General features: G+C 70.4%; 20 protein-coding genes and 1 tRNA gene. 13 read left to right on the plus strand and 8 right to left on the minus strand.

What is annotated here, in order from left to right; genetic code table 11:
* Window positions 1-15: 15 nt before the first annotated feature.
* Window positions 16-1,212, plus strand: coding sequence for a DNA polymerase IV (dinB, locus tag EZM51_RS08230; protein WP_136707792.1), 1,197 nt, complete (start codon window positions 16-18; stop codon window positions 1,210-1,212).
* A 141-nt stretch (window positions 1,213-1,353) separates the two neighbouring features.
* Window positions 1,354-1,725 carry a GntR family transcriptional regulator gene (locus EZM51_RS08235; RefSeq protein ID WP_248305538.1) on the plus strand — a complete coding sequence of 124 codons (372 nt, stop codon included), beginning with the start codon at window positions 1,354-1,356 and terminating at the stop codon, window positions 1,723-1,725.
* A gap of 271 nt (window positions 1,726-1,996) precedes the next feature.
* On the opposite strand, the gene EZM51_RS20830 is transcribed toward EZM51_RS08235, so the two are convergent.
* From EZM51_RS20830 to EZM51_RS08260, 5 genes are all read right to left on the minus strand, one after another.
* A complete protein-coding gene (locus EZM51_RS20830; protein WP_211195858.1) occupies window positions 1,997-2,332 on the minus strand; it encodes a hypothetical protein in 336 nt (111 codons plus the stop codon).
* A gap of 91 nt (window positions 2,333-2,423) precedes the next feature.
* Window positions 2,424-2,663, minus strand: coding sequence for a toxin (locus tag EZM51_RS08245; RefSeq protein ID WP_136707794.1), 240 nt, complete (start codon window positions 2,661-2,663; stop codon window positions 2,424-2,426).
* Window positions 2,660-2,923: a ribbon-helix-helix protein, CopG family gene (locus EZM51_RS08250; RefSeq protein ID WP_136707795.1), complete on the minus strand. Its 264-nt coding sequence runs from the start codon at window positions 2,921-2,923 to the stop codon at window positions 2,660-2,662. Before EZM51_RS08250 ends, EZM51_RS08245 begins: the two co-directional genes overlap by 4 nt.
* A gap of 124 nt (window positions 2,924-3,047) precedes the next feature.
* A complete protein-coding gene (locus EZM51_RS08255; protein ID WP_136707796.1) occupies window positions 3,048-3,434 on the minus strand; it encodes a hypothetical protein in 387 nt (128 codons plus the stop codon).
* A gap of 231 nt (window positions 3,435-3,665) precedes the next feature.
* Complete coding sequence (locus EZM51_RS08260; RefSeq protein ID WP_136707797.1) at window positions 3,666-4,076, minus strand: hypothetical protein; 411 nt, start codon at window positions 4,074-4,076, stop codon at window positions 3,666-3,668.
* Between the two features lie 281 nt (window positions 4,077-4,357).
* Here EZM51_RS08260 and EZM51_RS08265 point away from each other — a divergent pair, with 281 nt between their 5' ends.
* The 9 genes from EZM51_RS08265 to EZM51_RS08305 all read left to right on the plus strand — a co-directional run bounded on the left by EZM51_RS08265 (window position 4,358) and on the right by EZM51_RS08305 (window position 14,558).
* Window positions 4,358-5,491 (plus strand): NADP-dependent oxidoreductase, encoded by a 1,134-nt coding sequence (locus EZM51_RS08265; protein WP_211195859.1) that lies wholly within the window; start codon window positions 4,358-4,360, stop codon window positions 5,489-5,491.
* A gap of 30 nt (window positions 5,492-5,521) precedes the next feature.
* Window positions 5,522-7,081: a methionine--tRNA ligase gene (metG, locus tag EZM51_RS08270; protein WP_136707798.1), complete on the plus strand. Its 1,560-nt coding sequence runs from the start codon at window positions 5,522-5,524 to the stop codon at window positions 7,079-7,081.
* The gene (locus EZM51_RS08275; RefSeq protein ID WP_136707799.1) at window positions 7,078-7,986 is read left to right on the plus strand and encodes a TatD family hydrolase; all 909 of its coding nucleotides are present in this window, start codon (window positions 7,078-7,080) and stop codon (window positions 7,984-7,986) included. Before metG ends, EZM51_RS08275 begins: the two co-directional genes overlap by 4 nt.
* Window positions 7,983-8,873, plus strand: coding sequence for a 16S rRNA (adenine(1518)-N(6)/adenine(1519)-N(6))-dimethyltransferase RsmA (gene rsmA / locus EZM51_RS08280; protein ID WP_136707800.1), 891 nt, complete (start codon window positions 7,983-7,985; stop codon window positions 8,871-8,873). The genes EZM51_RS08275 and rsmA overlap by 4 nt, the downstream gene beginning before the upstream one ends.
* Window positions 8,874-8,928: 55 nt before the next feature.
* The gene (locus tag EZM51_RS08285) at window positions 8,929-9,474 is read left to right on the plus strand and encodes a hypothetical protein (RefSeq protein WP_136707801.1); all 546 of its coding nucleotides are present in this window, start codon (window positions 8,929-8,931) and stop codon (window positions 9,472-9,474) included.
* Window positions 9,475-9,526: 52 nt separating this feature from the next.
* Window positions 9,527-10,459, plus strand: a complete 933-nt coding sequence (locus EZM51_RS08290; RefSeq protein ID WP_136707802.1) for a 4-(cytidine 5'-diphospho)-2-C-methyl-D-erythritol kinase — start codon at window positions 9,527-9,529, stop codon at window positions 10,457-10,459.
* 239 nt (window positions 10,460-10,698) lie between these two features.
* On the plus strand, window positions 10,699-11,847 hold the full coding sequence (locus EZM51_RS08295; protein ID WP_136707803.1) for a hypothetical protein: 1,149 nt from the start codon (window positions 10,699-10,701) through the stop codon (window positions 11,845-11,847).
* Between the two features lie 283 nt (window positions 11,848-12,130).
* Window positions 12,131-13,984, plus strand: coding sequence for an ABC-F family ATP-binding cassette domain-containing protein (locus EZM51_RS08300; protein WP_136707804.1), 1,854 nt, complete (start codon window positions 12,131-12,133; stop codon window positions 13,982-13,984).
* 136 nt (window positions 13,985-14,120) lie between these two features.
* Entirely contained in the window at window positions 14,121-14,558 is a 438-nt protein-coding gene (locus EZM51_RS08305) for a hypothetical protein (protein ID WP_136707805.1), read from the plus strand.
* Window positions 14,559-14,680: 122 nt separating this feature from the next.
* Here EZM51_RS08305 and EZM51_RS08310 read toward each other — a convergent pair whose 3' ends face one another.
* From EZM51_RS08310 to EZM51_RS08320, 3 genes are read right to left on the minus strand one after another with little or no spacing between them, the layout of a single operon-like run.
* Window positions 14,681-15,172: a MarR family transcriptional regulator gene (locus EZM51_RS08310; protein WP_136707806.1), complete on the minus strand. Its 492-nt coding sequence runs from the start codon at window positions 15,170-15,172 to the stop codon at window positions 14,681-14,683.
* Window positions 15,173-15,228: 56 nt separating this feature from the next.
* On the minus strand, window positions 15,229-15,666 hold the full coding sequence (locus EZM51_RS08315; protein ID WP_136707807.1) for an SRPBCC domain-containing protein: 438 nt from the start codon (window positions 15,664-15,666) through the stop codon (window positions 15,229-15,231).
* Window positions 15,663-15,983, minus strand: coding sequence for a metalloregulator ArsR/SmtB family transcription factor (locus EZM51_RS08320; protein ID WP_136707808.1), 321 nt, complete (start codon window positions 15,981-15,983; stop codon window positions 15,663-15,665). The genes EZM51_RS08315 and EZM51_RS08320 overlap by 4 nt, the downstream gene beginning before the upstream one ends.
* Before the next feature lie 109 nt (window positions 15,984-16,092).
* Between EZM51_RS08320 and EZM51_RS08325 the strand changes: the two genes are divergently transcribed.
* Both EZM51_RS08325 and glmU read left to right on the plus strand, forming a co-directional pair.
* Window positions 16,093-16,164 (plus strand) — tRNA-Gln (locus EZM51_RS08325).
* A 1-nt stretch (window position 16,165) separates the two neighbouring features.
* Window positions 16,166-17,608, plus strand: a complete 1,443-nt coding sequence (glmU, locus tag EZM51_RS08330; RefSeq protein WP_136707809.1) for a bifunctional UDP-N-acetylglucosamine diphosphorylase/glucosamine-1-phosphate N-acetyltransferase GlmU — start codon at window positions 16,166-16,168, stop codon at window positions 17,606-17,608.
* The last annotated feature ends 28 nt before the right edge of the window (window positions 17,609-17,636 follow it).

Raw genomic sequence — 17,636 nt, forward strand, 5'->3', positions numbered from 1 at the left:
TCGGCGGGAGGACGGATGCGCGGCGAGGCGACCGTGTTGCACGCGGATCTCGACGCGTTCTACGCCTCAGTCGAGCAGCGTGACGCGCCCGAGCTGCGCGGCCGACCGGTCATCGTCGGTGGCGGTGTCGTGCTGGCAGCGAGCTACGAGGCGAAGGCCCGCGGGGTGCGGACCGCGATGGGCGGCCGGCAGGCGCGCGACCTGTGCCCCGATGCCGTGGTGGTCCCACCGCGGATGGAGGCGTATTCGGCGGCCAGTCGAGCCGTGTTCGCGATCTTCCGCGAAACCACGCCGCTCGTGGAGGGGCTCTCGATCGACGAGGCCTTTCTGGAGGTCGGGGGTCTCCGGCGCATCGCGGGCACGCCCGAGCAGATCGCGGTGCGATTGCGGGAGCGGGTTCGTGCGGAGGTCGGGTTGGCCATCTCGGTCGGGATCGCGCGGACCAAGTTCCTCGCCAAGGTCGCGAGCGCGGTCAGCAAGCCCGATGGGCTGCTGGTGGTCGAGCCCGAGTGGGAGGAGGCGTTCCTGCTGCCGCTGCCGGTGGAACGCTTGTGGGGGGTCGGGACCGTGACCGCCGAGAAGCTGCACCGGCTCGGCATCCGCACCGTCGGGCAACTCGCCGAGCTCGAGGCCGATGCCACCGAGCGGCTGCTGGGCAGGGCGACCGGCGCGCACCTGCACGCGCTGGCCCGGTTACGGGACCCGCGCCCGGTCGACACCACGCGCCGCCGCGGCTCCATCGGGTCGCAGCGCGCGCTCGGCAGCCGCCCGCGCGCGGCCGACGAACTCGACCTCATCCTCACCCAGATCGTCGATCGGCTCGCCCGCCGCCTCCGCGATGGCGATCGGGTGTGCCGCACGGTCGTGCTGCGTCTTCGCTACGGCGACTTCGCGAAGGCCACCCGATCGCGGACCCTCCGCTCCGCGTCCGACCGCACCGCCGTGCTCCTCGCCGTCGCGCGAGGGCTGCTCGCCGGCGCGCAGTCCGAGATCGCCGAGCGCGGCATCACCCTGATCGGCGTCTCGCTGTCGCAGCTGGCGCGCGTCGACAGCCTCCAGCCGGAGCTGCCGATCGACTGGGACGACGGGGTGCGGCTCGACACGGTGCTCGACGCGGTACGCGATCGTTTCGGCGCGACGTCGGTCGCGCGAGCTGCGCAACTCGGTCGCGATCCGGGGTGGACGCCGCCGCTGCTGCCCGAACACGAGTGAACCCGGACGAACGGCGGCGTCGTCAGCGCAGCGGCTCCGCCGCGCACTGACATGCGTCTCGCAATGCGCCCGCAAATCGGTCTGAATCGCCCTGGGTCTGATGGAGACTCGCGTGCAGCAGCCCCTTCGTTCTCCTCCTGCTTGTCGCGAGTCGGCTGCGTCGCGTGCGGGCCGATTCAGCCGCCAACGGAAGAGGGGGGTCCGGCGCTCGACATCTACCGCCAGTTCCGCGGCCTCATCGTCTCAGGTCAACTCGGCGCCGGCGAACGACTGCCGACCGTGCGGCAGACCGCGAGCGACGTCGGCGTGGCACCCGGCACCGCGGCGAAGGCATACAAGATGCTCGAGCGAGACAAGCTCGTCGTCACCCGCACCGCCGCCGGCACCCGGGTCGCCGAGTCGGCGGCGGTACTCCCTCGGTCGGTCGTACGGCGCATCCGCGAACTCGTCGCCGAGGCAGAGTCGGCCGGCGCTGACACAAACGACGTCATCGACGTGCTGCGAGTCGTCTAACAAGGCGGGCTCGGTACACGCGCCCAGCCGGAACTCGAGTGACCGAGCCAACCACCAAAGAATCTTCCGGCGTCCGCGACACACGACCACGTGGGCTCAGATGGAACGTCGATGGGACTCCACCACTCGCGCGGTGGCTACCGTCTCAGACTGCGGCAACTCTCCGCGCCCGTTACTGATGCCAGAGTCGAGCCACCACTGGCCCGAAAGCCGGTCCGTCGCCGGGTCCGCAAGCCGATCCCTCAGCGAATCAGCGCCGGGAGAGTGATGCCTACGATGTTCCCCCGCCAAGGCCGCCGTTGCGTATGGTGATCCGCGCGTTGAAGGTGGTCTCAATCGGGACCTTCCCAGCCCGGACATTTCCCCCGGCCTGTCCAGCGTCGGAATCCGGGATCGTGTGGTGCGTCTCGTCGAAGCCGAGCGCGCGCAGGCGGTCACGCACGGTGTGCTCGATGAGGACCGCGATGTAGTCGCGGACCCGGCTGCCCTCCAGCTGGGATCGCTCCTCTTCCACCAGTGTTCGGATCTTATCTGCAGACGCGGTGGGGAAGCGCCCAAGGAGGCGGTCGACCAGCGCCGCAAGCTGCTGTGATTCGGAGACGCTCATGGAGCAAAGAATGCCTCCGTCGAGTGGACAGGGAGCGAACACCCTCTCGCGGACGAACAATCCCTCATCGGGATCGCATTCTGATTCGACTTCAGGGGAGTAGATCGAGCATCTGCGGCCTCGCTTTCATTGCGTGGATCACCAGTTCGTTCCCGCTGTCGAAGACCAGCACGACCGTCTCGAGCAACCCACCTCGGGTGTCGAATCCGAGTCGAAGTTGGCGACCGGGCGAGTCGTCGTCGAGGTCTTCGATCCAGATCGGCCATGAGGCCGCCTGCGTCGCGTCCTCGGGGCTGATGCCGTGCTTGAGTGCTGAATCGTGGACGTTCACGCGGCGTACGCGGCCAGTGCGTCCCGGATGAGCTCCGACCGCGTCTTGTGCTCGCGTGCGGCTCGCGCATCCAGCGCCGCGAGTTCGTCGCTGGTCAAACGCAGCGCAACGACCTGGGACGGCTCAGCACCACGCCCTGGCCGGCCACGTCCGCGCTTCTTCAGCGCGTCGATGTCATAGCCGGCCTCGGCTTCCGCAACCCATTCGGAGATCTGCTCCTCGGTGACCTGCACACCTTTGATCGTTTCGCGCTTGCTCATGGCAATAGTGTAATACGTAAATGTCTGCGCCAACAGCGGCCGATCGCCCAGTGAGGGATCGGCCAGTGACAAGAACGGACCCGTCCGGATTTGGACGGGTCCGTGCGAGCGTTCGCGAGCGGGACTATGCCCATTCCACCGGTACTTTCACGCTCGTCCCGCGGAAGGGTACGAACGCAATGACAATGTCTTCGAACTCGACCCGATCCATGACGATGATCGCGCCGGCAGCAAGTTCGGCGGAGCGATATGGTTCGCCGAACTCTCCCTCGGCCCAGGGCAGTGAGAATACGACGTCCCGCACCGCCTTCTGAGCGTTTCGATACTCGGTGAGTAGTCCTCGTGGGCCTGTCGCGAGGTCGACTTCAATTCGCGCAGCATCGCGCTTCTTGAAGACCTCGGGCACGGTGCTGAGCATGTTCCTCATGCCCTCGTCCCACTCGCTTTGAGCGAGGTTCGCGAGAGACCTCAAAAAGGCTTCAACTTCCGGTGTTCTTATCCCGTACGGCACGGCGCAATTGTAATGACCGTCCCACGCAGCCCCAGGTGCCACGGTTTGTTCGATTGACGATCCCACGAGGGACGCGCCAAGGCATCCCGCCTCTCTGTTGGCCAGGGCCCGCCGCCGAATCTTCCATAGCCGCAGTCTGCCGCACGCAACAGGCATATGCGGCCATGTTGACAGGTGCCGGCTGTCCCGCAGGGATCCGCCTTCGCGGCGCCGGTCAATGCACCCTGAACGCTAGCTGGGCCACCCGTGATCCCGCCGCAGGCGGTGGAGGAGATCGGCCTCATCGCTGCTTACGTCGAGTTCCTCCATCTCGACGACAGATCCGTCGGTACCGAAGGTGTGGCGGAGGACACGAATTCCGTACTCGTACTGCGATGTTTCGGCGAGAGCACCGTCAGGGCGAAACTCCCTGACGGTCCCGTGTAGCGCGCCCTGAATGAACTGCGACTCACCCTTGAGGACCCCTGACGGATACCAGTCGCGAGCCGGTCCTTCCTGGAGGCCGTCCTTAAAGGTGATTTCAGATTTCCCGAGGACTGACTCTTCGACTGCTGTGCCAGTGAACGGCACGCCGTCCAGCGTGCACACCAGGTCAGAGTCGTAGTCCAGCTCTGAGTCCTTGACGGGACCGCTTTCGTTCACGGGATCAACGGTAGTGCGCGACCGACCTGAGAGACCGCCTGAGTCGCCGCATCCTCAGCCCGAGAGCCAGGCCCTCACGGGAGATCTCGAACAGGATGCTGGCTCACGCCGCGCATGTCGGGTCTCGGTTCAAGCAGATTTCGTATGACCCGCCCGCAGAATTGCCCGGTGAAGGGACCTTGATCGCTCCGGTCCGAACCGCGCCGCCGCGACGGCCGCCTCTGTCGTTTCTCCACAGAGAGGGGGACAATGGGCAGAAATGACGGTGGGGGAGGCGCGACATGGCGCACGCAGTGAGGTACTCCGCATTCGGTGGCCCCGACGTGCTGGAGGTCGTCGAGGTGCCGACGCCCGAGCCGGGCGAGGGCGAAGTGCTCGTCGAGGTGTTCGCGACGGGGCTGAACCCGGTCGAGAGCTCGATCCGGCGGGGGGAACATCCCGAGCGATGGCCCGTGGAGCTGCCGGCCGCGCAGGGACGCGACCTCGCCGGCGTGGTCATCGCGACCGGACCGGGCGCGTCGCGGTTCGGCCGGGGCGACGAGGTCATGGGCTTCGTCGACCACGGCGCGCAGGCGACGCACGTTGTCGTGCCCGAGGCGAACCTCATGCCCCGCCCGCCTGCCCTCTCGTGGGAGGTGGCGGGGTCGCTGTACACCGCGGGCACCATGGCGTGGGACGCCGTCGAGGGTCTCGGGCTGGGCCCCAACGACACGGTGGTCATCACTGCGGCCGCAGGCGGGGTCGGATGCCTCGCCGCGCAGTTCGCCCGGCTGCGGGGTGCCACCGTCATCGGCACGAGCGCCGAGCCACGGTTCGACTTCCTGCGCCAGTTCGGCGTGATCCCGACAGGTTACGGCCCGGGGCTCGCGGATCGCGTGCGCGCGATCACGTCGGAGCCGGTCAGCGCATTCATCGACTTCCTCGGCGGTCAGGCAGGCGAGGCGAAGGCTCTCGGGGTGCCCGCGTCACGGATCCTCACGGTGCTCGACTGGGACGCTGTCCACGAGCACGGCATCGTGCGCATCGCCCCCGGCGACGTGGTGGCACTCGGCCGCGTCGCAGCGCTCGCGGCCGCGCGGCGCATCCGCCTGCCGATCGCCGACATCTTCTCGCTCGACTCGGTCGCCGACGCGTACCGGGCGCTCGACAAGCGGGAGGCGCCGGGCAAGATCGTGCTCGGCCTGCGCGTGGTCGAATATCCGGGGCAGCGGGTGCGTGAACCCGAGCTCAAGGAGCAGGACGTCACGCTGGGCGTGCTCACCCCGCACGCGCACATGGACGTCGAGGAGGCGATCCCGCCGGCCATCGCCGACGGCAGCGTGCGGCGGCGCCACCGTGAAGAGCACGAGCGCGAGGAGCACGAGCGCGAGGAGCACGAGCGCGAGGAGCACGAGCGCGGAGTAACGCGGCGGTAGCGGCATCCGTGCGCCCATAGGATTGAGCGCATGGCCGACGCCTCCTCGTTCTACATCACCACGCCCATTTTCTACGTGAACGACGTGCCCCACATCGGGCACGCGTACACGGAGGTGGCCGCCGACGTGCTCGCGCGCTGGCACCGCCAGGCGGGCCAGGACACGTGGATGCTGACCGGCACCGACGAGCACGGGCAGAAGATCCTGCGCACGGCGACTGCGAACGGAGTGACGCCGCAGGAATGGGCCGACAAGCTCGTCGCCGACGCGTGGCAGCCGCTGCTCGCGACGATCGACGTGGCGAACGACGACTTCATCCGCACGACGGAGGAGCGCCACGAACGCAACGTGCAGCGATTCCTGCAGAAGCTGTACGACGACGGCCACATCTACACCGGCGAGTACGAGGGCTACTACTGCGTCGGCTGCGAGGAGTACAAGCAGCAGTCCGAACTCGTCGAGGGCACGGGGGAATACGAGGGGCAGCTCGTCTGCGCGATCCACTCCAAGCCCGTGGAACTGCTGCAGGAGAAGAACTACTTCTTCCGCATGTCCGCCTTCGCCGAGCAGTTGCTCGCCCTCTATGAGGAGCGCCCCGACTTCGTGCAGCCCGAGTCGGCGCGCAACGAGGTCGCGTCGTTCGTGCGGCAGGGACTCGCCGACCTCTCGATCTCGCGGTCGACGTTCGACTGGGGCGTGAAGGTGCCGTGGGACGAGTCGCACGTCGTGTACGTGTGGTTCGACGCGCTGCTCAACTACATCACCGCGGTCGGCTACGGGCAGGACGACGAGGAGTTCGCCCGCCGTTGGCCTGCGCAGCACATCGTCGGCAAGGACATCCTGCGGTTCCACGCCGTCATCTGGCCCGCCATGCTGATGGCGGCCGGCCTCGAGGTGCCGCGGGGCGTGTTCGGCCACGGATGGCTCCTCGTCGGCGGCGAGAAGATGTCGAAGTCGAAGCTCACGGGCATCGCCCCCGAGCAGATCACCGAGACGTTCGGCTCCGACGCGTTCCGCTACTACTTCCTCTCGGCGATCCACTTCGGGCAGGACGGCTCGTTCTCGTGGGAGGACCTCTCGGCGCGCTACCAGGCCGAACTCGCGAACGGCTTCGGCAACCTCGCATCGCGCGTCATCGCCATGATCAACCGCTACTGCGACGGCGTCGTGCCGGCCGCCGCCGAACTCTCGGCCGCCGACCACGAGATCGCTGCCATCGAGCAGCGGGCGACGGATGCCGCGTGGTCGGCCGTCGGGCGGCTGGCGATCCACGAGGCCATCTCGTCGACGTGGGAGCTCGTCGACGCGCTCAACGGGTACCTCACGGTCGAGGAGCCGTGGACGCTCGCGAAGGACCCGCACCAGCGCGCCCGCCTCGAGACCGTGCTCGCCACCGCGTACCACGGCCTCGGCACGCTCGCGGTGCTGCTCTCGCCGGTGCTGCCCAAGGCGACCGCGAAACTCTGGACGGCGCTCGGTGCGCCCGGCACCGTGCAGGAGCAGCGCATCGACCGTGCGAACGAGTGGAGCGTCGGCGAGCGGGTGTCCGCGCTCGAGGCGCTCTTCCCGCGCGTCGAGGTCGCGGAGTGACGGCTGCCTCGCCCGAACACCTGCGCACGCGCGGCGATGCCGGGCGTGCCGCCGAGTACCCGCCGCTGCCCGAGCCGCTCGCCGTCGGCGTGTACGACAACCACACGCACCTCGAGATCGCCGACGGCGCCCTGCCGATCGACGTGCACGAGCACCTCGAGCGGGCGGCATCCGTCGGCGTCCTCGGTGCGGTGCAGGTAGGCACGGATGTCGCGACGAGCCGCTGGTCGGCCGACGTCGCCGAACGCGAGCCGCGGCTGCTCGCCGCCGTGGCGCTGCATCCCAACGAGGCGCCCGAGCTCGAGGCATCCGGGACCCTCGACGATGCCCTCGCCGTGATCGACGAACTCGCCGCGAGGCCGCGCGTGCGCGCCATCGGCGAGACCGGACTCGACTTCTATCGCACGGCCGACGAGGGGCGCGGCGCCCAGTTCCGCTCGTTCGAGGCGCACCTCGACATCGCGAAGCGACACGGGCTGGCGCTGCAGATCCACGACCGCGACGCGCACGACGAGGTCGTCGAGACGTTGCGGCGCGTGGGCGCGCCCGAGCGCACGGTGTTCCACTGCTTCTCGGGCGGCGAGGAACTCGCTCGGCTCGCGACCTCCGAGGGCTGGTACCTCTCGTTCGCCGGCAACGTCACGTTCAAGAACGCCGAGAACCTGCGCGACGCCCTCAGGGTCGCGCCGCGCGACCGCATCCTCGTCGAGACGGATGCCCCGTACCTCACGCCCGTGCCGCTGCGCGGGCGCCCGAACGCGCCATACCTGGTGCCGCACACCGTGCGATTCATGGCCGGGGTGCTCGGCGCCGACCTCGACGAGTTCTGCGAACAGGTCGCGTCGAACACCGTCGCCGTGTACGGGCCGTGGCATGATGACCCCGTGCGGGGGGCAGCGGGGTGAATGCGCATCGGCATGCGGCCGACGGCGTCGACAGCGCGCCGCGCCTGCTCGGACCCGCCGAGATCCGCGATCTCGCCGAGCTCCTGGGCGTCACGCCGACGAAGAAGCTCGGGCAGAACTTCGTGCACGACGCCAACACGGTGCGGCGCATCGTGCAGGCCGCGGGCGTGCGGGCCGGCGAGACCGTGCTCGAGATCGGCCCCGGGCTGGGGTCGCTGACCCTCGGGCTGCTCGAGGCCGGGGCATCCGTCATCGCCGTCGAGATCGACCGACGGCTCGCCGAGCAGCTGCCGCATACCGTGCGCATCATGCAGCCCGGCACGCAGCTCACGGTCGTGCACGCCGACGCGCTACGGGTCACGGAACTGCCGGGCGAGCCGTCGCGGCTCGTCGCGAACCTGCCGTACAACGTCTCGGTGCCCGTGCTGCTGCACCTGCTCGAGCACTTCCCGTCGCTGACCTCGGGCATCGTCATGGTGCAGGCCGAGGTCGGACACCGGCTCGCCGCCGAGCCCGGCTCGAAGGTGTACGGCGCGCCGAGCGTGAAGGCCGCCTGGTACGGCACGTGGCGCACCGCCGGACAGGTCTCCCGCATGGTGTTCTGGCCGGTGCCGAACGTCGACTCGGTGCTCGTCGGGTTCGAGCGCGGCGTCGAGCCCGGCACCGAGGCCGAACGGCGCGCGACGTTCGCGATCGTCGACGCAGCCTTCCAGCAGCGCCGCAAGATGCTGCGCCAGTCGCTGTCGGCCGTGCTCGGCGGATCGGCTGCCGCGGCGTCGGCGGTGCTCGAGCGGGCCGGCGTCGATCCGCAGTCGCGCGGCGAACAGCTGAAGGTGCGCGACTTCCTCGCGATCGCGCGGGCGGCCGGCGCCCCCGTCGACGCCTGAGCGCGCCGCCGCGGGCACCCTTCCGCGTCGCGGACGCGCACACTACCGTGGTCGCATGGGCACACCGGTGGGGGGCAGCGCCGACGGCGTCGGCGACGAGACCGTGGTCGGAGCGACCGGACGCGAGCGGTCCGAGTGGTTCGCACTCCTCGACGACGCCGGCGCGGTCGACTGGCGGCACAAGGACATCGCCGCGTGGCTCTCGGGCGAGCAGGGCGTCGACGCGTGGTGGGCGCAGCACCTCACCGTCGCCTACGAGCAGGCCCGCGGCATCCGCGAGCCCGGCCAGCGGCAGGACGGCACGTTCGAGGCCAGCGTCAGCCGCACGGTGGCGCTCGACCCGGCCGACGCGTTGCAGTCGCTGGCCGCGGTCGTCACGGCCGAGCTCGAGGTCGAGCCGCTCGCCCTCAACCTCACGGCGAAGCATCCGACCGCCCGCTTCCCGCTCGACAGCGGCGAGTTCGTGCTCGCGAGTGCGAGCCCGCTCGGCGATGGGCGCTCGTCGATCGGGTTGACGTGGGGCAAGATGACCGACGGAACGCGACTGGCCGACGTCAAGACCGAGCTGCGTGCGTGGCTGCAGGCGGTCGGCGGCCCCTGAGCTTGTCGAAGGGTACCCGGGGGCGCCGGGTGTCGTGGGATAGCGTGGCAGCATGACGATCGCGGCGACCGACGAGGCAGTGCACGTCCGGGCGCCCGGCAAGATCAACCTCTTCATGCGGGTCGGCGACGTGCAGTCCGACGGGTACCACGACGTCGCCACGGCCTACCAGGCGGTGTCGCTCTACGAGGAGGTGCGCGCGTGGCCCGACGACGAGTTCAGCGTCGGCTTCTCGGGCAGCGTCGACACCTCCGGACTGCCGACGGATGCCTCGAACCTCGCGATCCGCGCGGCGAAGCTGCTCGCCCGCACGGTGGGCGTGCCCGGTGGGGTGCGCCTCGAGATCGAGAAGCACGTTCCGATCGCGGGCGGCATGGGCGGGGGCTCCGCGGATGCCGCGGCCACCCTCGTCGCGTGCGACGCGATGTGGGGAACGGTGCTCTCGAAGGAGGAGCTCCACGCGCTCGCGGCCAAGCTCGGCGCCGACGTGCCGTTCGCGCTCTCGGGCGGGACCGCCATCGGCACCGGCCGCGGCGACCGGCTGAGCCCGGCGCTCGCGACCGGATCGTTCCACTGGGTGCTCGCGCTCGCCGAGTTCGGGCTGTCGACGCCCGCGGTGTACGGCGAGCTCGACCGGCAGCGCGCCGAGAACACGCGACCGATCGCCGTCGACGCGCCGCCCGTGGTCGCGGCCTCGGTGTTGCAGGCGCTCCGGGCGGGGGATCCGCGCCGCCTCGCCGATGCGCTGCACAACGACCTGCAGCCCGCCGCGATCGCCCTCGCGCCCGGGCTCGGCGGCATCCTCGAGCTCGGCGAGGCGCACGGCGCGCTCGCCGGGATCGTCTCGGGCTCGGGACCCACGGTGGCGTTCCTCGCCGAGGACGCGAGTTCGGCGATCGACCTGCAGGTGGCGCTGTCGGCGGCGCGACTCAACGCCGTTCACGTGCACGGTCCGGTGCACGGCGCCCGGATCACGTACGCCTGAGGGGGCTGTGCGCTGCGCGCCGCGCGCCTGCGCGGTCCTCGCGTGTTCGCGAAGCCGGCGCGCCTGCGCGGTCTTCGGATGTTCTCGGGCCGCCCCGCCGTCCGCCTGATCCACGAGTTGATGGGAAATGCACCGCGGGGCGAGGCATCCGGTGCACATGGCCTCAACTCGCGAACGGCCGGCCGCGCCCTGTGGAGAGCCTGACGCACGTCCGCCCCCGTCCGATGCACCCTGATCCGGTGTCCAGATCGCACGAGCTGCCGTGGAGCCTCCGCACCGTGAAGTCGTTCACCCGCCGCGAGGCGAACAAGCGCGGGGTGCGTTGGCGACGGCTCGCGGCCGACGACCTCGAGCATCCGTTCCACGGCATCCTTCGCCCCGCCGGATCCGATCCATCCGTGCGCGCGCTCGCGGAGGCGTACGCCAAGCGGATGCCGCAGCGTCAGGTGTTCAGCCACGAGACGGCGGCCGCCATCTGGGGTGTGCCGTTGCCGGCATCCGCGGAGACGACCTCGATTCCGCCCGCTCCGGCGGCCGACGATTCGTCGGCGGTCGAGCCGGGAGAGTCGGGCTCGGCGCTGCCGACCACCGAGCCGCCGTCCTCCGGCGAGGCCGTCGCGTCCGCGCCGCCGCTCCACGTCTCTGTGCCGCGGGGCTCGGCACCACCGGCGGCTCGCGGAGTCGTGGGCCACGTGCTGAATTTCGAGCGCCTCACGGTGAACGTGCACACCGGGTTGCGGGTCGTCGATCCCGCGAGCGCGTGGGTGCAGTGCGCGACCCGGCTGTCGCTCGACGACCTCGTCGCCGCCGCCGATTTCCTCCTCACCGGCACGCAGCCCTTCGACGGACGCGCGCCGCGCTGCACGCGCGATGATCTCGTGGCGGCCATCGAGCGGCACGCCGGATGCCGCGGGGCCGGCCGGTTGCGTCAGGCGCTCGAGCTGGCGAGATCGGGTCCGCTGTCGCGGCGGGAGTCGCTGCTGCGGCTCGACCTGCTGCGCGGCGGCCTTCCGGAGCCCGAGTGCAACCACCGGGTGCTTGGCGCCGACGGATCGCTCGTCGCGATGATCGATCTGGCGTATCCCGAGTTCCGGGTGGGGCTGGAGTACCAGAGCGACCTGCATCGCCCCGCGGCGGCGTTCCGCCGAGACATCGGTCGCCTCGAGCGCCTCGCCGACGTGGACTGGATGATCGTCCAGGTGACGTCGGACGATGTGAGTGCCGATGGAGCGGTGCGCAACTCGGAGGCGCTGCGCGAGCGTGTGGCGGCTCGCCTTCGTGCTCGCGGCTGGCGGCCGGAACACGAGTTGATGGCATCCGCACCGGATGAGGCGGCGGGCGGTGCAGATGGCATCGACTCGAGCAGACGGCCGGCTTCGCACAGCTGACGCGGCTCTGCGCGGCTTCGAGCGGTCGGCCGGCCATGCCCGGCAGCCGGGCACAGCGGCTCGCGGCTCGCGGGGCTGGCGGCCGGAACACGAGTTGATGGCATCCGCACCGGATGAGGCGGCGGGCGGTGCAGATGGCATCGACTCGAGCGACGGGGTGGAGCGGAGAAGGGGCGGGGCCACGCCGAACGCCGCGCGCGGGCGCGGCCGGGTGGCTGCTCCGGCATGAGACGCGCGCTCCGCAGCGTCGGCGCGCAGGCGCGGCGGCTAGGCTCGGTGGGACATGGCACACCTCCTCGGCGCCGAGCGCCTGCACCTCGAGTTCCCGACGCGCACCGTCTTCGACGAGGTCACCCTCGGCATCGACGAGGGCGACCGCATCGGCGTCGTCGGCCGCAACGGCGACGGCAAGTCCACGCTGCTGAAGCTTCTGGCGGGCCGACTCGAGCCCGACGGCGGGCGGGTCACGCGCCGTCGCGGCATCCGGATCGGCATGCTCGACCAGGCCGACGTCGTCGATCCCGGCAAGACGGTCGCCGAGTCGGTCGTCGGCGGCATCGAGGAGCACGTGTGGGCGGGCGATGCGAAGGTGCGCGACGTCATCGCCGGGCTGCTCGCGGATGTCCCGTGGCACGGGCAGATCGCCAGCCTCTCGGGCGGGCAGCGCCGCCGGGTGGGGCTCGCGGCGCTCCTCGTGGGCGACTGGGACGTGGTGTTCCTCGACGAGCCCACCAACCACCTCGACATCGAGGGCATCGCCTGGCTCGCCCGGCACCTGACGTCGCGGTGGACCGCGGATGCCGGTGCGCTCGTCGTCGTGACGCACGACCGGTGGTTCCTCGACGAGGTCTGCACCGACACGTGGGAGGTCCACGACGGCATCGTCGAGCCGTTCGAGGGCGGCTACGCGGCGTACGTGCTGCAGCGGGTCGAACGCGACCGCATGGCGGCGGCATCCGAGGCGAAACGCCAGAACCTCATGCGCAAGGAGCTCGCGTGGCTCCGCCGCGGGGCCCCTGCACGCACCAGCAAGCCGAAGTTCCGCATCGAGGCGGCGAACCAGCTCATCGAGAACGAGCCGCCCCTGCGCAATCCCGTCGAGCTCAACCGGCTCGCGGTATCGCGGCTCGGCAAGGACGTCGTCGACCTGCTCGACGTCTCGGTGACGTACCCGGTGGCGGATGCCGCTCCCGGCGCCCCGGCCGAGCGCACGGTGCTCCACGACATCGAGTGGCGCATCGCGCCGGGGGAGCGCACCGGCATCCTGGGCGTGAACGGCGCCGGCAAGTCGACGCTGCTGAAGCTCGTGACGGGCGAGGTGGCGCCGACGACCGGGCGGGTCAAGCGCGGCAAGACCGTCAAGATCGCGGTCCTCAGCCAGGAGCTCGCCGAGCTCGCCGAGTGGGCCGACGAGCGCGTGAGCGCGGTCGTCGCCGAGCAGCGCACCGCCTACAGGGTCGGGGAGGGTTCGAAGGCGGTCGAGCTCACGCCCGGCCAGTTGCTCGAGCGGCTGGGATTCACGAACGCCCAGCTCTCGACTCCCGTGAAGAACCTCTCGGGCGGGCAGAAGCGGCGGCTGCAGCTCCTGCTCATCCTGCTGCAGGAGCCCAACGTGCTCATCCTCGACGAGCCCACCAACGACCTCGACACCGACATGCTCGCCGCGATCGAGGACCTCCTCGACTCGTGGCCCGGCACCCTGCTCGTGGTGAGCCACGACCGGTACCTCATCGAACGTGTCACCGATCGGCAGTTCGCGATCCTCGACGGCCACCTGCGCGACCTGCCTCGCGGCGTCGACCAGTACCTCGAGCTGCGTCGGCAGGCGTTCGCCGAGCCGGTCGAAGCGCCCGGCTCAGTGGCGTCGAGTCTCCCTTCGACAGGCTCAGGGAGCGCGGCGTCGGCGGCGCTCACCGGCGCCGAGCGTCGCGCCGCCGAGAAGGAGCTCTCGTCGATCGACCGGCGGCTCGAGAAGCTCGCCGCCGAGATCGCGCGCCTGCACGAACGGCTCGCCGTGCACGACCAGGGCGACTACGTGGGGCTCGGCGTGCTGGGCGACGAGCTGCAGCAGCTCGAGGCATCCGTCGCCGATCTCGAGACCCGGTGGCTCGAGGTCTCCGAGGCGATCGAAGGCTAGACGCCGGCGGGGATGCGGGGGAATACCACGCGCCTGCTCCGGCACTCGTCCTCAACACGCCGCGTGCGAGCCGGGCGGTCCACATGCCAGGGTGGACGGATGTCGTGCCCGACGCCGCGCCGCCATGATGCACTCTATGACCCGACTCCGTGCCGACGAAGCTGCGCACCTGCCGATCACGACCGACCGCGAAGTGGAGGAGCGCGTCGCCCTCCTGCTCCGGAATGCCATTCGCCGTCAGTGGTGGACCCTCTACCTCGATGACGACGACGTGCAACTACCGCTCCTCATGCCCATGGCCGGGTATCCGGAGCGCCCCGACCTCCCGAGTGGCGAAGGCGGCACGGCGGCTCAACTGATCGCCGACCGCCTCTCGGGCATCATGCGCCAGGTCGGCGCGGCGAAGGTCGTCTTCGTGTGGGAGCGTCCCGGCGGCCCCGAGACGACACCTTACGATCGCGAGTGGGCGCGCGCGCTGGCCGAGGCATGCCGCACCGAAGGCGTCGTCGTGCGGGCGCGGCTCATCCTCCACGACGGCGGCGTGCGCTGGTTCGCGCCCGACGATTACGCCTGACCCGAGGATCGCCCGGCTGCCCGCAGCGCCCGTCCGATCGAGAAGTCGCGGATGCACAGTTCGACTCGCCATCCGCACCTTCTCGGCGTACCGCACCAGTCGGCTCGAGCCGCTCGAGTGCGTCAGTCGAACCCGAGGCTGAGCTTGCGCAGCAGTCCCGCCAGCCGCTGCTGATCCGCGGCGGGCAGTTCCGCGAGGAGCTCCGCCTCGGCGTCGACGAGCCGCGTGATCGCGGCATCCACGCGCGTGAGGCCGGCCGGCGTCATCTCGACGAGGATGCCGCGGCCGTCGTGCGGGTCGGTCTGCCGAGTGACCAGACCTCGTTCGACGAGGCGGTCGATGCGGTTCGTCATCGTGCCGCTCGAGACGAGGGTCTGCTGCAGCAGTTGCTTCGGCGACAGCCGATACGGTGCACCGGCGCGGCGCAGTGCGGAGAGCACGTCGAACTCGCTCGACTCGAGCTCCGAACGCGTGAACGCCTGCCGCCGCGCGCGATCGAGGTGCTTCGACAGGCGGGCGACCCGCGACAGCACCTGCAGGGGAGCGAAGTCGAGGTCGGGTCGCTCGCGCTCCCAGTCGCGCACGATCCGGTCGACCTCGTCAGCTTCCGTCATTCCGCCATTATCCCGGCCGGGGCGGGCGATCGCGGCCTCCGCGAGGTCGCGCCCCCTCACGGTGACGTCGCGAGCGATTCGCCCGTCTCGAGCAGCGTCTTCATCGAGCTCAGCACGTACATCCAGCCGGTGCCGGCGACACCCTCGGCGGTCCTCGGCGACTCCTCGAGCCGGTCGTGGGTCAGCGTCACCAGGCAGGTCCCGTCGTCGCGGGGCGAGATCTCCCAGGTGACCCGGCTCGCCGGCTCCGCGGCGAGCTCCTCGTCGTAGCCCGACCGCCATTCGTGCACCAATCGCCGTGGCGGGTCGAACTCGAGCACGGCCTCGGTGCCCCAGTCGGAGCCGTCGGGCCCGCGATTGACGCGCTCATGCGCCGTGGTGTCGATGCGGGCTCCGTAGAAGTACCTCGCGGTGTGCTCGGGGCGCGTGATGGCCTCCCAGACCTCCTCCGCGCTCGCGCGGATGAACACGTGGTAGACCTGCGTCGTCGTCATCTCGGATCCTCCAGTTCTCGTTTGAGGTCGGCGAGCGCCGAGGCGGGTCCGACCCGGTACTTGTCGATCCATCGGTCGTGGATGAGCCGGATGGGCATGACGTTCAGGTAGTGCAGCTTCTCCCGGCCCGATCGGCGCGTGCTGATCAGCCCGGCATCTTCGAGCACCCGCAGATGCTTCATCACTCCGAACCGTGTCATGTCGGCAAGACCCTCGAGGTCGGCCAGTCGGGCGCCGTCGTGCTCGAACAGGTGGTCGAGCAGGCGGCGCCTGGTGGGATCGGCCAGCGCCTTGAACACGTCATCGTCGTCATCCATCTCGACCCAGAATAGGTGACCAAAAGGTCACATGACAAGCGGCGGATGCCACGGGCACCCCCGCGCGCCATGGCAGACTGGTTGGCGCGCAGGGCGCCCGCCCGCGCGGTCCGCCATGGTGTAACGGCAGCACGACAGCCTTTGGAGCTGTGAGGACCAGGTTCGAATCCTGGTGGCGGAGCATGGACCAGCAACTCGCGATCATCGTCCTCGCCGCAGGCCAGGGCACCCGCATGAAATCCGCCACCCCCAAGCTCCTGCACCCCCTCGCCGGGTCGCCGATCGTCTCGCACGTGCTCCGCACGGCGCAGGCGCTCGACGCCGCGCACGTGATCGCGGTCGTCCGCCACGAGCGCGACCGGGTCGCCGCCGAGGTCGAGGCCACGCTCCCCGGCTGCGTCGTCGTCGACCAGGACGAGATCCCCGGCACCGGCCGGGCGGTCGAGCAGGCGCTCGCCGCGCTCCCCGCCGACTTCGAGGGCGAGGTGCTCGTGCTGAACGGCGACGTGCCGCTCCTCGATGCCGGAACGCTCGCCGCCTTCCTCGAGCAGCACCGCGGCCACGCCGCGCAGGCATCCGTGCTCTCGGCCGTCTACGACGACCCGAGCGGCTACGGGCGCATCGTGCGCGACGAGCGCGGCGCGTTCCACCGCATCGTCGAGCAGAAGGACGCGACCGACGACGAGCGCGGCATCGCCGAGATCAACGCGGGCATCTACGCCTTCGGCGCCGGTGCGCTGCGCGACCAGCTCGCCAACCTCACGACCGACAACGCGCAGGGCGAGAAGTACCTGACCGACGTCATCCAGCACCTGCGCGAGGCGGGCAGCGAGGTCGAGGCGGTGCCCGTGTCGCAGCCGTGGCTGGTGGCGGGCATCAACGACCGCGCACAGCTGTCGGAGACCGCCGCGCGACTCAATGCGCTCATCGTGCGCGGCTGGCAGCTGAACGGCGTCACCATCGAGGACCCGGCGACCACCTGGATCGACCTCGACGTGAAGATCGATCCCGACGTGACCATCAGGCCGGGCACGCAGCTGAAGGGCGCCACGGTCATCGCGACCGGCGCCGTCGTCGGCCCCGACACGACCCTCGTCGACTGCGAGGTCGGCGAGAACGCCGAGGTGAAGCGAACGGATGCCACGTTGTCGGTCGTCGGGGCCGGGGCATCCGTCGGTCCCTTCGCCTACCTGCGGCCGGGCACCGTGCTCGGCGCCGACGGCAAGATCGGCACCTTCGTCGAGACGAAGAACGCGAAGATCGGCGCGGGCAGCAAGGTCCCGCACCTCACCTACGTCGGCGACGCGACGATCGGGGAGCACTCGAACATCGGCGCCGGGTCGATCTTCGCGAACTACGACGGCGTGCGGAAGCACCACTCCGACGTCGGCTCGCACGTGAAGACGGGCGCGCACGGGGTATTCGTCGCGCCCGTTAGGATTGGGGACGGGGCCTACACGGGCGCCGGCACCGTCGTCCGCAACGACATCCCCGCGGGCGCGCTCGGCGTGAACGTGGCCCCTCAACGCAACATCGAGGGATGGGTCCGGAAGCACCGGCCCGGCACCGCGGCGGCCCAGGCCGCCGAGGCCGCCGAAGCGGCAACCGGCCCCGTCGAAGACTGACGCACCGGTCGAGGCTGGTGGAGAGGAC

Origin of the sequence: Agromyces sp. H66, from assembly GCF_004959775.1 — a bacterium.
Taxonomy (GTDB): domain Bacteria; phylum Actinomycetota; class Actinomycetes; order Actinomycetales; family Microbacteriaceae; genus Agromyces.